Consider the following 17,862-nt stretch of genomic DNA (forward strand, 5'->3'; position numbering starts at 1 on the left):
AACACTAAATGTATTTTAGTGTCAGAGGTTGCAATCAGAACAAATTTTTCCTCCCTAATAATTGATTACAAAAGTACAGTTATTATTGAAACTAGAAAACCGATCACAAGTTAATTGGATGTTAATAGAATTTTAGAACGGACTTTTATTTTAAAAGCAAAAACCGCTAATTTTGATATTTAAGATTATAATATCGTAATAATTAACTATTACAGAATAATTTTCCGTTTAAATAAGATAAATGATAATTAAACAGAAAATTATTCTATTTAATTTGGATTGTAATTATATTTTTTGCAATCTTTGACCCAATAAAGTTCAAACACGTATTGAAATGTTATCAAGAAAGGCAGAGGGATTGGACCCGTTGAAGCCTTAGCAACCCTTAAACGTATTAAGAAGGTGCTAAATTCTACTCAGTTGTTCGATTCATAAATCGATGCTAGATAGATAACCAAACTGTAATTACGCATCTGTAATTACCTTTTTCTTATAACATTTTTCTATTAAGTATGCTTCATCCTTAGACTATGTTCAGGGCAAGTGAGGCTTATTTGACTTTTGAATTAATATATTTTAACTCGAAAACTTAGAAAAATGAGTACACAAAAATTCGCAACCAAAGCGTTGCACGCAGGACACGACGTTAGTAAAAATGGAGGAACACGAGCGGTTCCAATTTATCAAACTACAGCTTATGTGTTTGACGATTCAGATGATGCAGCAGGACGATTTAATTTATCTGTTCCAGGATTTATTTACACACGTCTAAATAACCCAACCAACGATGTCTTAGAACAACGTATCGCAGCCCTTGAAGGTGGGATAGCAGCGGTTGCAACCGCATCAGGTACAGCCGCTATTTCAACAACACTATTAACACTTTTAAAAGCTGGAGATCATATCGTTGCATCAAGTAGTTTGTATGGAGGAACTTACAATCTATTGAGTGTTACTTTACCACGACACGGTATAACAACAACATTTGTAGAGCCTTCAAATCCTGAAAATTTTGAGAGAGCAGCTCAAGAAAATACCAGAGCTTTTTTTGTGGAGTCTTTAGGAAACCCAAAATTAGATGTCTTAGATATTGAAGCAATTTCTAAAGAGGCTAAAGCACATAAAGTGCCATTGATCGTCGATAACACAGTAGCAACTCCTTATCTATTAAATCCAATTAAATATGGCGCAAACATCGTCATACATTCCTTAACAAAATACATTAATGGTAATGGTACCTCGTTAGGCGGAATTATCGTCGATGCAGGAACTTTTGATTGGACTAACGGGAAATTCCCAGAATTCACTGAGCCATCGGCTGGATATCACGGATTAGTGTATAGTGAAACTATTGGCCCTGCAGCATTTATAGCAAAAATTAGAATTGAAGGATTGCGTGATTATGGAGGAGCTTTGAGTCCGTTTAATGCTTTTCAAATTATTCAAGGTTTAGAAACTTTAGAATTGCGTATTAAAAAGCATAGTGAAAATGCTTTAGAATTAGCAAAATGGTTACAAGAACAACCTGAAGTGAGTTGGGTAAATTATCCAGGGTTGGAGACCAGTAAATATAAAGATTTAGCTAAAAAATATTTACCAAATGGACAAAGCGGGATTGTGACTTTTGGGGTTGAAGGCGGCTATGAATCGGCTAAAAAAGTAGCAGATACAACTAAATTATTTTCATTATTGGCAAATATTGGTGATACCAAATCATTGATTATTCATCCAGCGAGTACAACACACCAACAATTAAGTAATGAAGCGCAAGAAGCAACAGGTGTTACTAAAGATTTAATTCGCCTGTCTGTTGGTATCGAAAATATTGATGATTTGAAAGCCGATTTGGAAAATGCTTTTATAGTAGTTAAACAAGCACTTTTAGCTTAAAAATTTAGATAACATATATAATGAGATTATTTAATCATTTCTAATACAAATGAAAAACTAATCTCTAATAAAAAATAGAACATGAGTGATTTAAAATTTACGGTATCAGGGGAAAGTACTTCTGCAACTCAATTTATAGGCAAAGCGAGACATTTTGAATTAATTATTGATGAGCCCGAAGCTTTAAATGGGACAGACGAAGATGCTAATCCCGTAGAATATATTTTAGCAGGTTTTGCAGGATGTATAAATGTAGTTGGACATGTAGTAGCCAAAGAATTAGGCTTTATAATTAAAAAACTAAAGATTGAAGTCTCTGGTTATATTAATCCAGAACGTTTTTTAGGAGTATCAAATAAAGAACGCGCTGGATTTAAAAGTATCCAGTTAAGTCTTATTCCTGAGACAGATGCCTCTATAGAAACATTAGTGAAATGGTTAGAAATAGTTGAAGCACGATGTCCTGTGAAAGATAATCTAACCAACCAGACACCTATTGCGATTTCTGTAGAAAAAGAATTCAATTTGACTTAAAATGAAAGATTTGCAATACATAAACATTTCAAATTATGTTACTCAAAATGGTAAGACAGCTTCGATACAACTGTCTTACCAAACTTTTGGTCAACCGTTGTATGATGCCCCAATAGTATTAGTGAACCATGCGTTGACGGGTAATTCTAATGTCTGCGGAAATAAGGGTTGGTGGAACGATCTTATAGGTGAAAACAAGTGTATTGATACAAACGCTTACACGGTTTTAGCATTCAATATTCCTGGAAATGGATACGATGGAAATAGTAACAACCTCATTGAGAACTATAAGGATTTTACAGCGAGAGATATCGCTAAACTATTTTTAGAAGGTTTAAAACAATTAGAAATTCAAAAGCTTTTTGCTGTTATTGGTGGTTCTGTTGGAGGTGCGATTGCATGGGAATTAGCCGCTTTAGAGCCAGATTTGATATGTAATCTGGTCCCAATTGCAACAGATTGGAAATCGACAGACTGGCTAATTGCGAATTGTCATATCCAAGATGCTTTGTTAAACAACTCAAGAGAACCATTAGTAGATGCAAGAATGCATGCGATGACCTTATATCGCACGCCAGAGTCTTTGACGAGCAAATTTCGAAGAAGTGAAAACACAAATACAATTTTTAATGTGGAGAGCTGGCTTAATTATCATGGTAAGGTGTTGAATGAGCGTTTTAATGTTTCGGCATATAAGCTGCTCAACCAAGTATTAAGAACTGTTGATATTACGAGAGGTAGATCTTCGTTTAGTGCTGTGGCATCAAGAATTAGTTCAAATATTCATATTGTGACCATCAATAGTGATCTCTTTTTTAAAGCGGATGAGAACTGGGAAACCTATGTGGATTTAAAATTAATTAAAGATAATGTCACTATAAACGAAATTAACTCGATTCATGGTCACGACGCTTTTTTAATTGAGTTTGGGCAATTGTCTAAATTTTTAGCCCCTATTTTTAAAACTGAAATATCTTGTAATTATGAAACTGTTCTGAAAAAGTGTATTTAGCTGAATCTATTTTAATTTAAACTCAAATTTTGTTTTTTGCGTTTAGAGTCTAAAGCGTTGAAATTAATTACATACTTTTACGCTCTAACTAGATTTATGAATCGTTTTTTAGCCTACCTATTCTGTGTGTTTTGTATGCCTGCTTTTGCGCAAGAAGAAGATCCTGACCTCTTCTCTTTAGATGCGAATGTATTCTACGGAACAATCTTAGAGCACAATTCAGATATTTCTCATTTAATAACAGATCATCCTACCGGATTGATATTAAGTTACAATAAAAAAACATACGGATTTAAAGACTGGGAAAGTAGATATAACTACCCGGATTGGGGTTTTTCATTCATCTATCAGGATATGAAAAATAAAAATTTAGGTGAAAATTACAGCTTGTATGCACATTATAATTTTTATTTTTTAAATCGTAATCTTAACTTTAGAATAGGACAAGGGATTGCTTACACCACGAATCCTTATGATAAGAATACTAACTTTTTGAACAATGCTTATGGTTCAGATTTGATGAGTTCTACCTACTTAATGCTTAATTATAGAAAAGAGAATATCTTTAAAGGCTTAGGACTACAAGCAGGTATTTCAGTCATTCATTATTCTAATGCTAATTTTAAAGCACCAAATACGTCCACTAATACGTTTGTGTTTAATGTTGGTGCCAATTACCTGTTTAATTATCAAAAGGAACCTGATTATATCCCATCTTCCGAAGAGAAAAAACACAAAGAACCCATAAAATATAATTTTGCTTTTAGAACGGGTTTAAATGAAAGTGATGTGATTGGTGTTGGTCAGTATCCATTTTATATTGTCTCTGCTTATGCCGATAAACGATTAAATAGAAAAAGTGCTATCCAATTTGGTGCAGATGTATTCTTTTCAAAATTCTTGGAAGAGTTGATTACGTATTATTCTGTTGCCTTTCCAGAGTTTGATATTATGGGTGATGAAGATTGGAAACGTGTTGGCGTTTTTGTAGGTCATGAGTTATTTATTAATAAAATGTCATTTATAACCCAATTGGGATATTACGTGTATTACCCTTATGATTTTGAAGGACGCGTTTATAATAGAATTGGTTTAAAACGTTATTTTGGTGATAAGATATTTGGTGCGATAACGCTTAAATCTCATGGTGCAAAAGCAGAAGCAGTTGAATTTGGAATAGGAGTTAGGTTATGAAAAAAATAGTGTACATAATGTTTACAATCGTTCTATTGTCCTGTAATGGAGAGAATGTGCCAGATTGTTTTCAAAATGCTGGTGATGTCATTCAAAGAGATTATGACGTTGAGGTATTTACTGAGGTTACTGTTTTTCCGCGCATAGAGTTAATATTAATTGACGCTCCAATTCAAAAAGTAACTGTCCAAACTGGAGAATATTTAATGGAGGATATTGAGGTTAAAGTAGAAGGTGGTCGTTTAAAATTAATCAATAATAATGCGTGTAACTTGACTCGCGAGTATGGAATTACAAAAGTATTTGTGAGTGCACCTAATCTTACCGAAATTAGAAATGGATCAGGTGGAAATGTGAGTAGCCAAGGTGTTTTAAACTATTCCAGTTTAGTTTTGATTTCTGAAGATTTTACTGAAGAAGATGTGGTGAATACAAACGGTAATTTTATATTAGAAATTGATTGCAATACGCTTAATGTATTCGTTAACAACTTATCATCTGTTTTTATAAGTGGGGAAGTTGACAACCTGTTTTTAGGATATTATTCTGGTGATGCGCGCTTTGAAGGGCGTCTTTTAATAGCGCAGAGTGTTGATGTCTTTCAGCGCAGTAGCAATGACATGATTATAAATGCACAGCAATCGCTAACAGGCGAAATTAGGAGCACAGGCGATGTGATTGTTGTGAATACTCCTTTGGTTGTTGATGTCGAACAGTTTTATACTGGTGCACTTATTTTTGAAGATTAATTCCTGAGATTTGTGCCGAGTTTATCTTAATGAAGCAGGAATTTAGAAGTAGTAATGGTTAAAAAATCTAATCAATAGCCGTTATAAATCCAACTAAAATTAGAATAAGGACTATTATAAGCATTCCAAATATTCCATATCCTATTAATTTATCATTAATTGTTTGTTTGTGTTTTTGATTTTTAGAGTTGTTGACTTTAGGTCTGAATTTGCGAATATGATTTGTTTTTATTTTGCTATGAGATTCTAGTTCTGGCAATTTCTTTTTAGCAAATTCAGAGAGTTTAGATATATCTCCTCGAAAAGTTATGTCCTTTAAAATTTGGTGGCCAGAATAATTTACCGATTTATCATAAATTTCGACCCATTTTTTTATTCGGTCATTAGTAGGTTGGAACAAAATCCAATGTTTTCCGGCAGCATCTAAAAACCCGCTTTCATAATATAATTCAGCACGTTTATTATTTAGCTGAGTGTCGTTTGGGTTTTATTGAATTAGCTTGCGCAACCTATCTGTTGCTTTTAATTTATTCCGTTTTTAATTTCAGAGTCGATGTGATCTAACTTTTTTTTTAAATTCATGATATTTTCTGAAGTGGATCATAACTTTCAACTAGTCAATTCCCTAAATAAAGTTTCTAAACTCGCGTTTTTCTGATTCAACTGAAGAATTTTTAGTTTATTATCGTGTGCAAAATCGAACACATAAGAACGCATGTCTTGCCCAGTAGAAAATGTAATTTCATAAGTGAAATCATGTGTGTTTTTTACGGTTTTAGCATTAGGTAGCTTAATTAGAAAAGCCTCTTCAACACGATAATCAAACTCTACAATGACTATTTGTTCTTTCTCATTACGCAAGTCCTTGAGTTTTTTGTCGGCAACAATTTCACCATTATTTATGATAATGACACGATCACAAATCGCTTCAACTTCCTGCATGATATGTGTTGATAAAAACACAGTTTTATCTTTACCAATATTCTTAATCAAATGTCTAATATCTACCAATTGATTTGGGTCTAACCCAGTTGTAGGTTCATCTAAAATTAAAACTGATGGGTCGTGAAGTAAAGCATTAGCCAATCCAACACGCTGTCTATATCCTTTTGATAACTGGCCTATTTTTTTATGAGCCTCAGGTGTTAAACCAGTGAGCTCAATCACGTCATTTATTCTAGTTTTGGGCGTTTTATAAATGCCAGCATTAAATGTGAGGTATTCTTTAACATACATCTCTAGATATAAAGGGTTATGTTCTGGTAAGTAACCTACATTTTTCTGTACATCCTGTTTATTTGCTTGTACATCAAATCCACCGACCTTAGCCATGCCTTGCGTGGCATTAATGTAAGTCGTCAGGATTTTCATAAGCGTAGACTTTCCTGCGCCATTAGGTCCTAAGAAACCCACAATTTCACCAGTATTTACAGAAAATGAAATGTTGTTTAGTGCTTTTTGTGCGCCATAAACTTTTGAAATGTTTTCAACCTCAATAGACATATATAAATTTATTTATTCAAAAATACTAATTATTGCTAATGAGGTAGTTTAATTTATGAATTCTTTAATTATGAAACGTAAAATCTAAAAAAATAGTCTTACAATTTTAATTTCTTAAAAATATAAGTACATTAGCGTCTTAATATAGGTGCCTATTTTTATTAGTAACACACATGAATACATCAAATCATACATATCATAACTGGTTTTATTTCTTTTTTAACGAAAAGACAGAGACCTCGTATGTATAGTTTATTAGAAATAAATTTAATATGAGTCTCGATGAAAATCGGGACTTTTTTTATATAATTATTTGAAAATTTAAAAGAGATTGATTAAAAAAGTAGCCATACAAGGAGTGAAGGGTTCTTTTCATCACATTGTGTCTCAACACTATTTTGACGAGACTATCTTAGTGGATGAGTGTATGACGTTTGATGCTGTAATTGATAGTGTGTTAAACGGTAAAAGTGATGCCGCTATAATGGCAATCGAGAATTCTATAGCAGGATCCATTATTCCAAATTATGCACTCATAGATACACATGATTTGTATATTGTAGGAGAATATTATTTAGATATCCAACATCACTTAATGGCATTGCCTGATCAAACTATAGATGATATTAAAGAGGTGTACTCGCATCCTATGGCTTTATTGCAGTGTAAACTGTTTTTTAAGCAATATCCACACATCAAATTAATAGAGGATATAGATACCGCTCAAGTAGCACAGAGGATTCAGGATAATAAAACTAGAAGTATAGCCGCTATTGCGTCACGCATGGCAGCCCAATTATTCGATCTTGATATACTTTGTGAGAGCATTCAAACAATCAAGCATAACGAAACACGTTTCTTTGTTGTCAAGACTAAAAATTCTGAAATACCCGAAAATAAAATTAATAAAGCCTCTATAAAATTTGAATTAGAACATAAAAGAGGAAGTTTAGCGGCTATTTTAAATGTATTGAGTGATTGTAAGTTAAATTTAACCAAGATTCAATCACTTCCTAAAATAGAAACCCCATGGAAATATGCCTTTTTCGTCGATATAACTTTTGAGTCTTATAAAGACTATGATAAAGCCAAATCAATTTTGAAAATTATGACGCAAGACTTCAAAGTTTTGGGAGAATATAAAAATGCGAGACTATGATACAAGTTGCTAAACGTTTACAAAATGTAGAAGAATACTACTTTTCGAAGAAATTGAGAGAAGTGCGTTTGCTCATGTCTCAAGGCAAGCCAATTATCAATTTGGGGATTGGAAGTCCAGATATGGATCCTCCAGAAGCAGTACTCAATGCACTTGTAGAAACTTTTGAAGACGATGCAGCGCACAAATATCAAAGCTACCAAGGGATTCCAGAATTGAGAGAAGCTATTGCGGATTTTTATAAAACACATTTCCAAGTATCTATAAGTGCGCATACCGAAGTACTTCCTCTTATGGGAAGTAAAGAAGGAATTTTACATATATCAATGGCGTTTTTAAATGTAGGTGACGAGGTTTTGATTCCAAACCCTGGTTATCCAACATATAAATCAGTAGCTAATTTAGTTGGAGCAGTTCCCGTTTTTTATGACTTAAAAGCAGAGTCTAATTGGTGTCCAGATTTGGTGTCTTTAGCAAAAAGAGGTGTTGAAAACGTGAAAATTATGTGGGTAAATTATCCGCATATGCCAACTGGAGAGAATGGATCTGCTAAATTATTTGAAGAATTAATACAGTTTGGCAAACGTTATAATATTCTAATAGTTAATGATAATCCTTACAGTTTTGTGCTTAATCGCTTTCCTAGGAGTATTTTAAAGTATAAGGATGCAAAAGAGGTCTGTTTAGAGTTAAACTCTTTGAGTAAAACTTTTAATATGGCTGGATGGCGAGTAGGCATGTTGCTAGGAAAACATGATTATATAGATGCTGTATTACGTGTAAAGAGTAATATGGATTCTGGGATGTTTTTAGGAATTCAAAAAGGAGCTATAGAAGCCTTAAAATGTTCAGATATGTGGTTTACAAGTTTGAATAGTGTGTATGAGCAACGCCGTAAAATCGTCTGGAAAATTGCAGAGGCATTACATTGTACTTACAATAAAGGCGCAACAGGATTGTTTGTTTGGGCTAAGTTGCCAGAGCATATAGAAGCAGAAGCATATATTGATTTGATATTAAAAGAAAAGTCAATTTTTATAACACCAGGGACCATTTTTGGGAGTAACGGGAAAGGCTATATACGAATTTCATTATGTGCTTCAATAGATCAATTAGAAGAAGCATTAGCACGATTAATATAGAGACTATTTATTTTTCTTCGGAAGAATAGCAACTCCTGAATTATAATATTTCCGTAGAAACGAAATTTAGATATGAACAACATATACATCATAGGTATTGGATTAATTGGCGGAAGTTTAGCAATAGACATTAAGTCTAATTATGTAGGTGCTAAAATCTTTGGTATTGATTCTAATGAGAGTCATCTTGATGACGCTTTAAACCTCAATTTAATTGATGAGAAAGCAACTTATGATGATTTGTATAATGCAGACTTGATCATACTTTCAATTCCTGTAGATAAAGCCGTTATAGAGTTACCGAAGGTTTTAGATAGGATAGGCGAGCAAACGCTAGTGATTGATGTTGGTTCTACAAAGTTTCCTATTTGTAAGTCTGTTGAAAATCATAAAAACCGACATCATTTTTTAGCAACACATCCCATTGCAGGAACTGAGTTTTCTGGTCCAAAAGCGGCTATTGCACATTTATTTGATAAGAAAACAAATATCATTTGCGAGGTAGAAAAGACAACATTTAAACTTCAAGAGAAAGCTTTACAGCTTTTTAGAGACTTAGGTATGCGGATACGTTATATGAATCCTGAAGCTCATGATAAGCATATTGCTTATGTGTCTCATTTATCCCATATTAGCTCATTTATGTTAGGTAAAACAGTAATAGATAAAGAGAGAAATGAGCGCGATATTTTTGATATGGCAGGAAGTGGTTTTGAAAGTACAGTGCGATTGGCAAAAAGTTCACCAGCAATGTGGACACCAATATTTAAGCAAAATAGAGAGAATGTTATTGAAACATTAGATGAATACATCAATAATTTAAAGCATTTTAAAGCATTGATGGAAGCCGAAGATTTTGATGAAGTTTATAATGAAATGAAAAATACAAACCACATCAAAGATATTTTACAAGGACTGGTTTAAAAGAGAATAATTCGACGTAAAAATAAAAATAAATTGACTTTGTTTTCTATGGAAAACAGAACCAAAAGACCAAAAGCAATGGAGAATAAAAAAGAAATGAGAACATGGTTAGATAGTCTAGGATTAGATCATCCCCTAGTTATTGCAGGACCGTGCAGTGCAGAGACCGAAGAACAAGTTTTAAAAATAGCGCACGAGCTTAAGGATACAGACGTTAATTATTTTAGAGCAGGTATATGGAAACCAAGAACTCGTCCAGGGAATTTTGAAGGTGTTGGTGCTTTAGGTTTAAAATGGTTACAAAAAGTAAAATCAGAAACAGGTATGAAAACCTGTACAGAAGTGGCCAATAGAAACCATGTAGAATTAGCTCTAGAACATGATATTGATTTATTATGGATTGGTGCGCGTTCTACAGTGAGTCCTTTTATAATGCAAGAAATTGCAGATGCTCTAAAAGGAACAGATAAAATAGTGTTAGTGAAAAATCCAGTAAATCCAGATTTAGCTTTATGGTTAGGTGGTATTGAAAGATTATATACTGCAGGAATTAAAAATTTAGGAGCAATTCACAGAGGGTTCTCTACTTATGAGAAAACGAAGTATAGAAATATTCCTGAATGGCAAATAGCTATTGAGTTTCAAAATAAATTTCCAGATTTACCATTAATCAATGACCCATCGCATATTACTGGTAAAAGAGATATGATTTTTGATGTATCTCAAACGGCATTAGATCTTAATTTTGACGGTTTAATGATAGAAACTCATTTTGATCCTGATAACGCTTGGAGTGATGCTGCTCAGCAAGTGACACCAAAGACATTAATTCGTATCATGGACGATTTGAAAATTAGAAAAGAATCAGATCCTGAAGCAGCGTTTAATAAAGAACTCGATAATTTGAGAGCTCAGATTGATGTGGTTGATAATCAAATCATAGAATTATTAGGTAAACGAATGAAGGTTGCCGATGGTATTGGCGGACTTAAAAAACAAAAAAATGTTGCAGTGTTGCAGAGCAAGCGATGGAACGAGATTTTGGGTAAAATGGTTTTACATGGTGATGAAAAAGGACTGAGTGAAGAATTTATTTTACGTATGTTTAAAGCAATTCATCAAGAATCCATTAACCATCAAGAAAAAGTCATCAACGGTTAGTCCCTTATCCATAAATTTTACAGCCTCATTAACTTGAGGCTTTTTTATGCGTTATACTCACTCAAAAGTATGTTTTACTCATTATTGGTTTTGTAAATTCTAGATTTCATCGAGGTTTGATTCATAATTTAAAACTCATATTATGAAATTAACATTACTGGTGTTATGTGCAGTATTAATCGCATTAGGAACATCTGCTCAGGCCCTTATTAAAGGTACAGTTTCAGATAATTTAGGTCAATTATCTTCAGCTCATATTACGATTAAAAACTCAAAAATAGGAACATCTTCAAATGACGATGGAAAATTCTTGATTATGGCTAAGCCTACAGATATCTTACAGTTTTCTTATTTAGGTTATAAGACCAAAGAAGTTTTAGTAGGCGAGGTGACGACAGTTGATTTAGTTTTTGATAGCTTTGAGGAGGTAGATTCAGTATTGATTTATGCGCATACAGGAGCAGTAAGTTGCACTACCGTTAGTTGTTATCTTATGTGTGGGTGAGGACGTCTTGGTCTAAGTGTTACTCAAGACAACATAGTGCGAAAAAGTAAGTCTGAAACCATTAAACTCTATCCAAACCCATCATAGGATGGCATCTTTAAAATTAAGTTTCTAGAAGATATTTCTCAAGTAAAGGTCATGGTATCAGCTAAAGCAGGGCGTATTATTTTAAATGGAACAGAAGGAAAGTTAAGGTCTAATATTATTGTTGATTTATCAAATCGATCATCTGAAATTTATATCATTAGCGTGTCTTCTAATGGGGTCTAAATTGCTGTTAAAAGAGTAATTAGAATGTAGATTACTGACAATCTAAACTAAAAAGTCAATAAAAAGTATATTTTTGTTCGTGAAAGAATTCTCTTTCAAATTCAATATATAGATTATATGCTTAAAAGAATTACATTTATTTTACTGATATTAGTGTCTTATACTACGGTAAATGCTCAGGGACAATTAGGACCAATTACAATTACTCACGGAAAAGAAATTGAGGCCGACAAAGAAAAAATTGTTAAAATAGCTGGAGAGACTAATGGTAAAATTTACACCTTAGCAACCAAAGGGAAAAACTTTTATATTAAAGTGTTTAGTTCAGTAGACATGGATTTAATTTCTGTTAATGAAATTGAAATGGATGATTTTATTGATAAAGAACCAAACTTTGAAGAAATCGCTGTTTTAAATAATAGAATTTATATTATTGGTAGCGTTTATGATAGAAAAAATAAAGTTAATAATTTGTTGGCTGTAGAAATCTCTGAAGATGGAAAGTTAACAACAAACACAAAAAAATTATTTTCAACCAAGGTTACCAAAAACAGAGAGAAAGGTGCTTTCTATTTTAAACACTCACCTAATCTAGATAAGCTTTTAATAATGCATGCATCTCTATTTGATAAAGAGGAAATCATGCAATATGAAATTAAGCTTATTAATGAAAATTTAGACATCGTTACATCGCATTTAGAAAAAGTATCATTTGAAGATAGAAAGGATTTAGAATTTACAATTTCAGATTTTGATATTACTCAGGAAGACGATATCTTTCTTGTAATTAATGAAAGTTATAGAGATAGAAAAGCAAAAAAGAATATTGAAAAATTTGAAGTGCATGCCTTTAAAGAAGCTAATAGCTATAATAAAGAAGTTATTAATATAGACTTTACAGGAAAAGAAGTTATTAATTGTGAAATGTTAATGACAGCGAATAACACACTTAATTTAGTTGGTTTTTATTCTAGTGTTAATAAACGCGGAAAAGCAAATTGGAAATTAAAAGGTATTTATTCTGCAACTATAAACGGCTCTTCAAACGAAGTCACTAACTTAAAATTTAATGTCTTTGATTTTGACACAAAAGTTAAACTCATTGGAGAGCGAAGAGCTAAAAAGGATAAGGATATACTACCTTATTATTCGACGCATAGTTTAATTGAAAAAGAAAATGGAGGTTTAATTTTTCTTGCAGAATATAGACAATCAATTATTGGTAGTTCTTCAGGTATTGGTATTGGAGGTCTTGGTATTAGTTTCACTCCTATCACATTTTTTACCAATGAAATTATTGTGACATCGTTAAATGCTGATGGGTCTGTAGAATGGGCAAATGTCATTGCCAAGGACCAAAGAGCAAGCTTTACCACTATGTCAATTGGTATGTATGGGTTTTCAAATGGTTCTAATTTTTCAGTAGGAGTAGGTATTGCAATCCCTTTGGCGGTTTTAGGAAAAGGACCAGAGTATTTAGGAGCTATTCCAATTTACACCAATGGCGAGCTTACAGTTGTTTTTAATGACAACAAAAAAAATATAGGTATTACAGATATTGAAGAGATTAAAAAATTAGGAAACTACAATAAAGCAATACCAACAGCCTTCACTTTTAATAAAGTTAATGGCGATATCACTAGAATTGATCCAGAAGAATTACAAGAAGATCAATTAATCTTGAGACCAGGAGTTTTTTATATAAAAAGCAACAAAGAGTATCTTATTTACTCTTCAAGAAAATCTGAAGATAAGTTAGGTCGTATGATCATAAACTAACATTTTAATTTACATAGAATTAAAGACCATCAAGTGATGGTCTTTTTTTTATTGTTTTAAACGCTAATTATTAGCATCTTTGTTTTTAATGACAGGACTCGTTTATAAATCTACAGGAAGCTGGTACACCGTGAAAACTAATCTTGGTGCTACTTATCAATGCAGAATCAAAGGTAAATTCCGATTAAAAGGTATTAAAAGCACGAATCCCATTGCGGTTGGTGATATTGTAGATTTTGAATTAGAGACCAATAATGATGATGTAACAGGCGTAATCCACAAGATTCATGACCGTTCTAATTATATTGTTCGTAAATCGGTTAATCTATCCAAACAAACTCACATTATTGCATCCAATGTAGATCAAGTATTTTTGTTAATTACCATTGATAATCCGCCAACGTTTACAAGTTTTATAGACCGTTTTTTAGTCACTGCAGAAGCTTATCAGGTAAAAACAGTATTGCTTTTTAATAAAGTAGATACGTATAGTGAAGAGACTTTAGATGAGGTGAAATATTTAGCTCATGTATATAGAAAGATAGGATATGAGTGCATCGGTATTTCTGCGGAAACAGGAAAAAACATTGATAAGGTTAAAGCATTAATGATAGGCAAGGTGAGTATGTTTGCAGGCCACTCTGGTGTTGGAAAATCAACACTGGTTAATGCTATTGAGCCTGGATTAGATTTAAAAACGAAAGCCATTTCCTCCCAACACAGTCAAGGGCAGCACACGACGACCTTTGCAGAAATGTTTGACTTGAGTTTTGATGCTAAAATTATTGACACTCCAGGGATTAAAGGTTTCGGTATTGTGGATATAGATAAGGAAGAAGTCGCTGATTACTTTCCAGAATTTTTTAAACTTAAACAACACTGCAAATTCAATAATTGTCTTCACGTAGAAGAGCCTAAATGTGCAGTGAAAGATGCATTAGAGAATGATGAGATTTCATATTCTAGATATCGTAGCTATCTTAAAATTTTAGAAGGTGAAGACGAGCACTATAGGACTGATAATTGGGAAGAAAAGTAACTAGTATATAGCAAGCAGTATTTGATTTGCAGTAAATCTGAATTTTAAATCTTAAATTATTTTGAAAGCAGTCATTCAGCGCGTATTAAAAGCTTCAGTAAGTATTGAAGGGCAAAAAGTAGCGAATATCAACTTAGGTATATTAGTGCTTCTTGGTATTGTTAGTGATGATTCTCAAGAGGATATCAAATGGCTATCTAATAAAATTTCTAATCTTCGTATTTTTTCAGATGTTGACGGTGTTATGAATACCTCATTATTGCAAACCAAAGGTGATGCTATCGTTGTGAGTCAATTCACACTTCATGCGAGTACAAAAAAAGGAAACCGACCAAGTTATATTCGCGCAGCTAAACCAGATTTAGCTATTCCTCTATATGAAGCCTTTGTAAAACAGTTAGAAATAGATTTAAGTAAAAAAGTGCAAACGGGTCAATTTGGAGCAGACATGAAAGTGGAGCTGATCAACGATGGTCCTGTTACCGTCATAATTGATACTAAGGATAAGGCGTAATGGCATCAATTTTTGGACACAGCGTAGTTGCTTATACCGTTGCGAAAGTTGTAGATTCTAAATCTAGTAAGTTGTTAGTTTTTCTATCCTTTGGGTCTTCTGTACTGCCAGATTTAGGTGTTCTAGGGTTTTTCTTTGGTATAGATTATTTGCATCCTTTTCGTCATAGAGGCTTTACGCATTCTATCTTGCTTACTTTTTTATTCGGAAAATCTAGACCACTTATTTTTGTTGTTGTTTTATTTTCATCAACTATTTCTCACGGGATATAAGCTGCTATGACTATTGGAGTAGAAGGTGTGGGTTTTTTAATCCCTTTTGAAAATGCTCGATATTTCTTTCTTTTTAGAGGTCTAAAAGTGTCGCCAATTGGACTTGAGAAGTTTCTCTCAGAATGGGGCGTTAGAGTCATTTTGAGTGAAATTCAATACATAACAATACCGTGTGGCACCCTTTTATTGATGCCTTTTTTTTAAAAAAGCTGATGGCTAATTAATTATGATGACTTTACGGTTTTCCGCACCTAGTGTTTAAGTATATTTTCTATATTTGATAGTTGCCTAAACTTAAACGCTTTTTATGCTCTTAAAATTCTCTGTAATATTGTTTGCAATATTGCTGTCAACTACTACAAATGCTCAAGATGAAGAACTACTTAAATCATCTACAGTTCCCATTCAATTAAGAGTTAAGGCTAACGCAGTTGTTCGGTATGACAATACACTTATTGAGATTGAGTCTTACAATGATTTTTTATATAGCAATAAACGTATTGTGACAGTATATAACGAAAATGGTCTTTTAGATCAGGGTGCTGTTGTAGGGTATGATGACAATAGAAAGATTAAAAGCCTAGAAGCCAGAATCTACGATAGTAATGGTGAGGAGATTAAGAAATTTAGAGAAAAAGACTTTGAAGATGTAAGTGCTGTAAGTGGTGGGACGCTTTACTCAGATAATCGAGTAAAGTATTTGAATTACACACCAACAAATTATCCGTATACTATTGCTATAGAAATTCAGGTAAATTATAAGAGCACAGCTTTTGTCCCGTCTTGGAGACCTATTGGAGGTTTTTATGTCAGCACAGAAAACTCAGAATATAAAATTATTAATAACTCAGATACAGAAGTTAAGATTAAAGCAATCAACCTTGATAGTTATTCTATTGAGACACATAGTGATTTTCATTATTCTGCTCAAAATCTAAAGTCGATAAAACCAGAAGCTTATAGTCCGTCTTTTAAAAGCTACGCACCCATGGTAAGAGCAGCACTAGTAGATTTTGAAATGGAAGGCGTTAAAGGTCTAAATAATAACTGGCAAGATTTTGGTAAATGGATGTATGACGAGCTGTTAACGGGTACAGAAGTTATACCAGAAATCATAAAAGAAGAAGTTAAAGCCTTGGCTAAAGATGCAACTACAGATGCTGAGAAAGCAAAGATTGTTTATAATTACATGCAAAATAAAACCCGTTATATAAGCGTACAAGTGGGTATTGGAGGATGGAAACCTATGCTGGCTGGAGATGTAGAACGCCTAGGTTATGCTGATTGTAAAGGTTTGTCTAATTATACAAAAGCGCTTTTGGATGAGGTAGGTGTAACTTCTTATTATGCAGTTATTTATGGAGGTAAAGCTATTACCAGTTTTGATAATGAATTTTCTGCTACTGAGGGTAACCACGCAGTATTATGCATACCAAATGAGACTAAAGATATTTGGTTAGAATGCACCAGCCAAACAAATCCATTTGGTTTTACCGCTGGTTTTACAGATGATAGAGATGCTTTATTGATTACTCCAGAAGGAGGTGAAATTATACATACAACGGTGTATGCTACAAAAGATAATTTGCAATCTACAAATGCAATGATAACTATTGCTGCGGATGGATCAATTTCAGCAGATGTAACGATTAAAACTCAAGGTTATCAATATGCGCTTCATGAAGGGAATCAAAATAAATCATTACGAGATCAAGAATTATATTTTAAAGACTATTGGGATTATATAAATAACCTTTCCGTAGAAAACATAAAATTCACAAATGATAAAGATCGTGTTGTTTTTATTGAGGACGTAAGTGTATCTTCTTCTAGTTTTGCTATAAAAAGTGGTAAGCGTTTACTGTTTCACCCTAATGCTTTTAATAGAGTAACTCGAATTCCTACGCGATATAAAAAGAGAACTTTAGATTTTGAAATAGAAAGAGGTTATAAAGATGAAGATGAATTTATCATTACTATAGATCCAAATTTTGATATTGAAGCCATACCAAGTGCAGTTGATATATCTAATAAGTTTGGAAGCTATTCTTTTTCTATTGAAAAATTATCTGACGGTAAATTACGATACAAACGAACACAAATTTTAAATAAGGGATTCTACCCAAAAGAAGCGTACGATGATTTTAGAACCTTCATGTCAATAATGGTGAAACATGATAAATCTAAAATGGTATTGATCTCTAAAACGTAAAGA

At 32.9% G+C, this 17,862-nt stretch carries 17 protein-coding genes, 1 pseudogene and 1 riboswitch; of the genes and pseudogenes, 16 read left to right on the plus strand and 2 right to left on the minus strand.

Annotated elements, in window-relative coordinates; genetic code table 11:
• The first annotated feature begins 334 nt into the window (after positions 1–334).
• A riboswitch (SAM riboswitch) is annotated at positions 335–457 on the plus strand.
• A gap of 140 nt (positions 458–597) precedes the next feature.
• From ACJAZK_RS03765 to ACJAZK_RS03785, 5 genes are all read left to right on the plus strand, one after another.
• Positions 598–1,890: an O-acetylhomoserine aminocarboxypropyltransferase/cysteine synthase family protein gene (locus tag ACJAZK_RS03765; RefSeq protein WP_415222682.1), complete on the plus strand. Its 1,293-nt coding sequence runs from the start codon at positions 598–600 to the stop codon at positions 1,888–1,890.
• Between the two features lie 81 nt (positions 1,891–1,971).
• Positions 1,972–2,424 carry an OsmC family protein gene (locus ACJAZK_RS03770; RefSeq protein ID WP_415222683.1) on the plus strand — a complete coding sequence of 151 codons (453 nt, stop codon included), beginning with the start codon at positions 1,972–1,974 and terminating at the stop codon, positions 2,422–2,424.
• A 1-nt stretch (position 2,425) separates the two neighbouring features.
• The gene (locus tag ACJAZK_RS03775; RefSeq protein ID WP_415222684.1) at positions 2,426–3,436 is read left to right on the plus strand and encodes an alpha/beta fold hydrolase; all 1,011 of its coding nucleotides are present in this window, start codon (positions 2,426–2,428) and stop codon (positions 3,434–3,436) included.
• 96 nt (positions 3,437–3,532) lie between these two features.
• Positions 3,533–4,630 carry an acyloxyacyl hydrolase gene (locus tag ACJAZK_RS03780; protein ID WP_415222685.1) on the plus strand — a complete coding sequence of 366 codons (1,098 nt, stop codon included), beginning with the start codon at positions 3,533–3,535 and terminating at the stop codon, positions 4,628–4,630.
• The gene (locus ACJAZK_RS03785) at positions 4,627–5,379 is read left to right on the plus strand and encodes a head GIN domain-containing protein (protein WP_415222686.1); all 753 of its coding nucleotides are present in this window, start codon (positions 4,627–4,629) and stop codon (positions 5,377–5,379) included. The genes ACJAZK_RS03780 and ACJAZK_RS03785 overlap by 4 nt, the downstream gene beginning before the upstream one ends.
• 67 nt (positions 5,380–5,446) lie before the next feature.
• On the opposite strand, the pseudogene ACJAZK_RS03790 reads toward ACJAZK_RS03785, so the two are convergent.
• Together ACJAZK_RS03790 and gldA are read right to left on the minus strand one after the other, a co-directional pair.
• A pseudogene (locus tag ACJAZK_RS03790) lies at positions 5,447–5,851 on the minus strand (DUF6584 family protein); the annotation flags it as partial.
• 137 nt (positions 5,852–5,988) lie between these two features.
• Positions 5,989–6,882 (minus strand): gliding motility-associated ABC transporter ATP-binding subunit GldA, encoded by an 894-nt coding sequence (gene gldA, locus ACJAZK_RS03795; protein WP_415222687.1) that lies wholly within the window; start codon positions 6,880–6,882, stop codon positions 5,989–5,991.
• A gap of 331 nt (positions 6,883–7,213) precedes the next feature.
• Here gldA and ACJAZK_RS03800 point away from each other — a divergent pair, with 331 nt between their 5' ends.
• The 11 genes from ACJAZK_RS03800 (at position 7,214) to ACJAZK_RS03850 (ending at position 17,859) form a co-directional block, all read left to right on the plus strand.
• Positions 7,214–8,041 carry a prephenate dehydratase gene (locus tag ACJAZK_RS03800; RefSeq protein WP_415222688.1) on the plus strand — a complete coding sequence of 276 codons (828 nt, stop codon included), beginning with the start codon at positions 7,214–7,216 and terminating at the stop codon, positions 8,039–8,041.
• A complete protein-coding gene (locus tag ACJAZK_RS03805; RefSeq protein ID WP_415222689.1) occupies positions 8,038–9,183 on the plus strand; it encodes a pyridoxal phosphate-dependent aminotransferase in 1,146 nt (381 codons plus the stop codon). The genes ACJAZK_RS03800 and ACJAZK_RS03805 overlap by 4 nt, the downstream gene beginning before the upstream one ends.
• 72 nt (positions 9,184–9,255) lie before the next feature.
• Positions 9,256–10,107 carry a prephenate dehydrogenase gene (locus ACJAZK_RS03810; protein WP_415222690.1) on the plus strand — a complete coding sequence of 284 codons (852 nt, stop codon included), beginning with the start codon at positions 9,256–9,258 and terminating at the stop codon, positions 10,105–10,107.
• Between the two features lie 78 nt (positions 10,108–10,185).
• Complete coding sequence (locus tag ACJAZK_RS03815; RefSeq protein ID WP_415222723.1) at positions 10,186–11,268, plus strand: chorismate mutase; 1,083 nt, start codon at positions 10,186–10,188, stop codon at positions 11,266–11,268.
• 142 nt (positions 11,269–11,410) lie between these two features.
• Entirely contained in the window at positions 11,411–11,773 is a 363-nt protein-coding gene (locus ACJAZK_RS03820; protein WP_415222691.1) for a carboxypeptidase-like regulatory domain-containing protein, read from the plus strand.
• A gap of 387 nt (positions 11,774–12,160) precedes the next feature.
• Positions 12,161–13,822, plus strand: a complete 1,662-nt coding sequence (locus ACJAZK_RS03825; RefSeq protein ID WP_415222692.1) for a hypothetical protein — start codon at positions 12,161–12,163, stop codon at positions 13,820–13,822.
• 88 nt (positions 13,823–13,910) lie between these two features.
• A complete protein-coding gene (rsgA, locus tag ACJAZK_RS03830; RefSeq protein ID WP_415222693.1) occupies positions 13,911–14,861 on the plus strand; it encodes a ribosome small subunit-dependent GTPase A in 951 nt (316 codons plus the stop codon).
• Between the two features lie 61 nt (positions 14,862–14,922).
• Positions 14,923–15,375 carry a D-aminoacyl-tRNA deacylase gene (dtd, locus tag ACJAZK_RS03835; RefSeq protein WP_415222694.1) on the plus strand — a complete coding sequence of 151 codons (453 nt, stop codon included), beginning with the start codon at positions 14,923–14,925 and terminating at the stop codon, positions 15,373–15,375.
• The gene (locus ACJAZK_RS03840) at positions 15,375–15,647 is read left to right on the plus strand and encodes a metal-dependent hydrolase (protein WP_415222695.1); all 273 of its coding nucleotides are present in this window, start codon (positions 15,375–15,377) and stop codon (positions 15,645–15,647) included. Before dtd ends, ACJAZK_RS03840 begins: the two co-directional genes overlap by 1 nt.
• Before the next feature lie 6 nt (positions 15,648–15,653).
• On the plus strand, positions 15,654–15,851 hold the full coding sequence (locus ACJAZK_RS03845) for a hypothetical protein (RefSeq protein WP_415222696.1): 198 nt from the start codon (positions 15,654–15,656) through the stop codon (positions 15,849–15,851).
• Between the two features lie 103 nt (positions 15,852–15,954).
• Positions 15,955–17,859, plus strand: coding sequence for a DUF3857 domain-containing protein (locus ACJAZK_RS03850; RefSeq protein WP_415222697.1), 1,905 nt, complete (start codon positions 15,955–15,957; stop codon positions 17,857–17,859).
• Positions 17,860–17,862 lie beyond the last annotated feature (3 nt).

The organism is Psychroserpens sp. (assembly GCF_047633235.1).
Lineage (GTDB): Bacteria > Bacteroidota > Bacteroidia > Flavobacteriales > Flavobacteriaceae > Psychroserpens.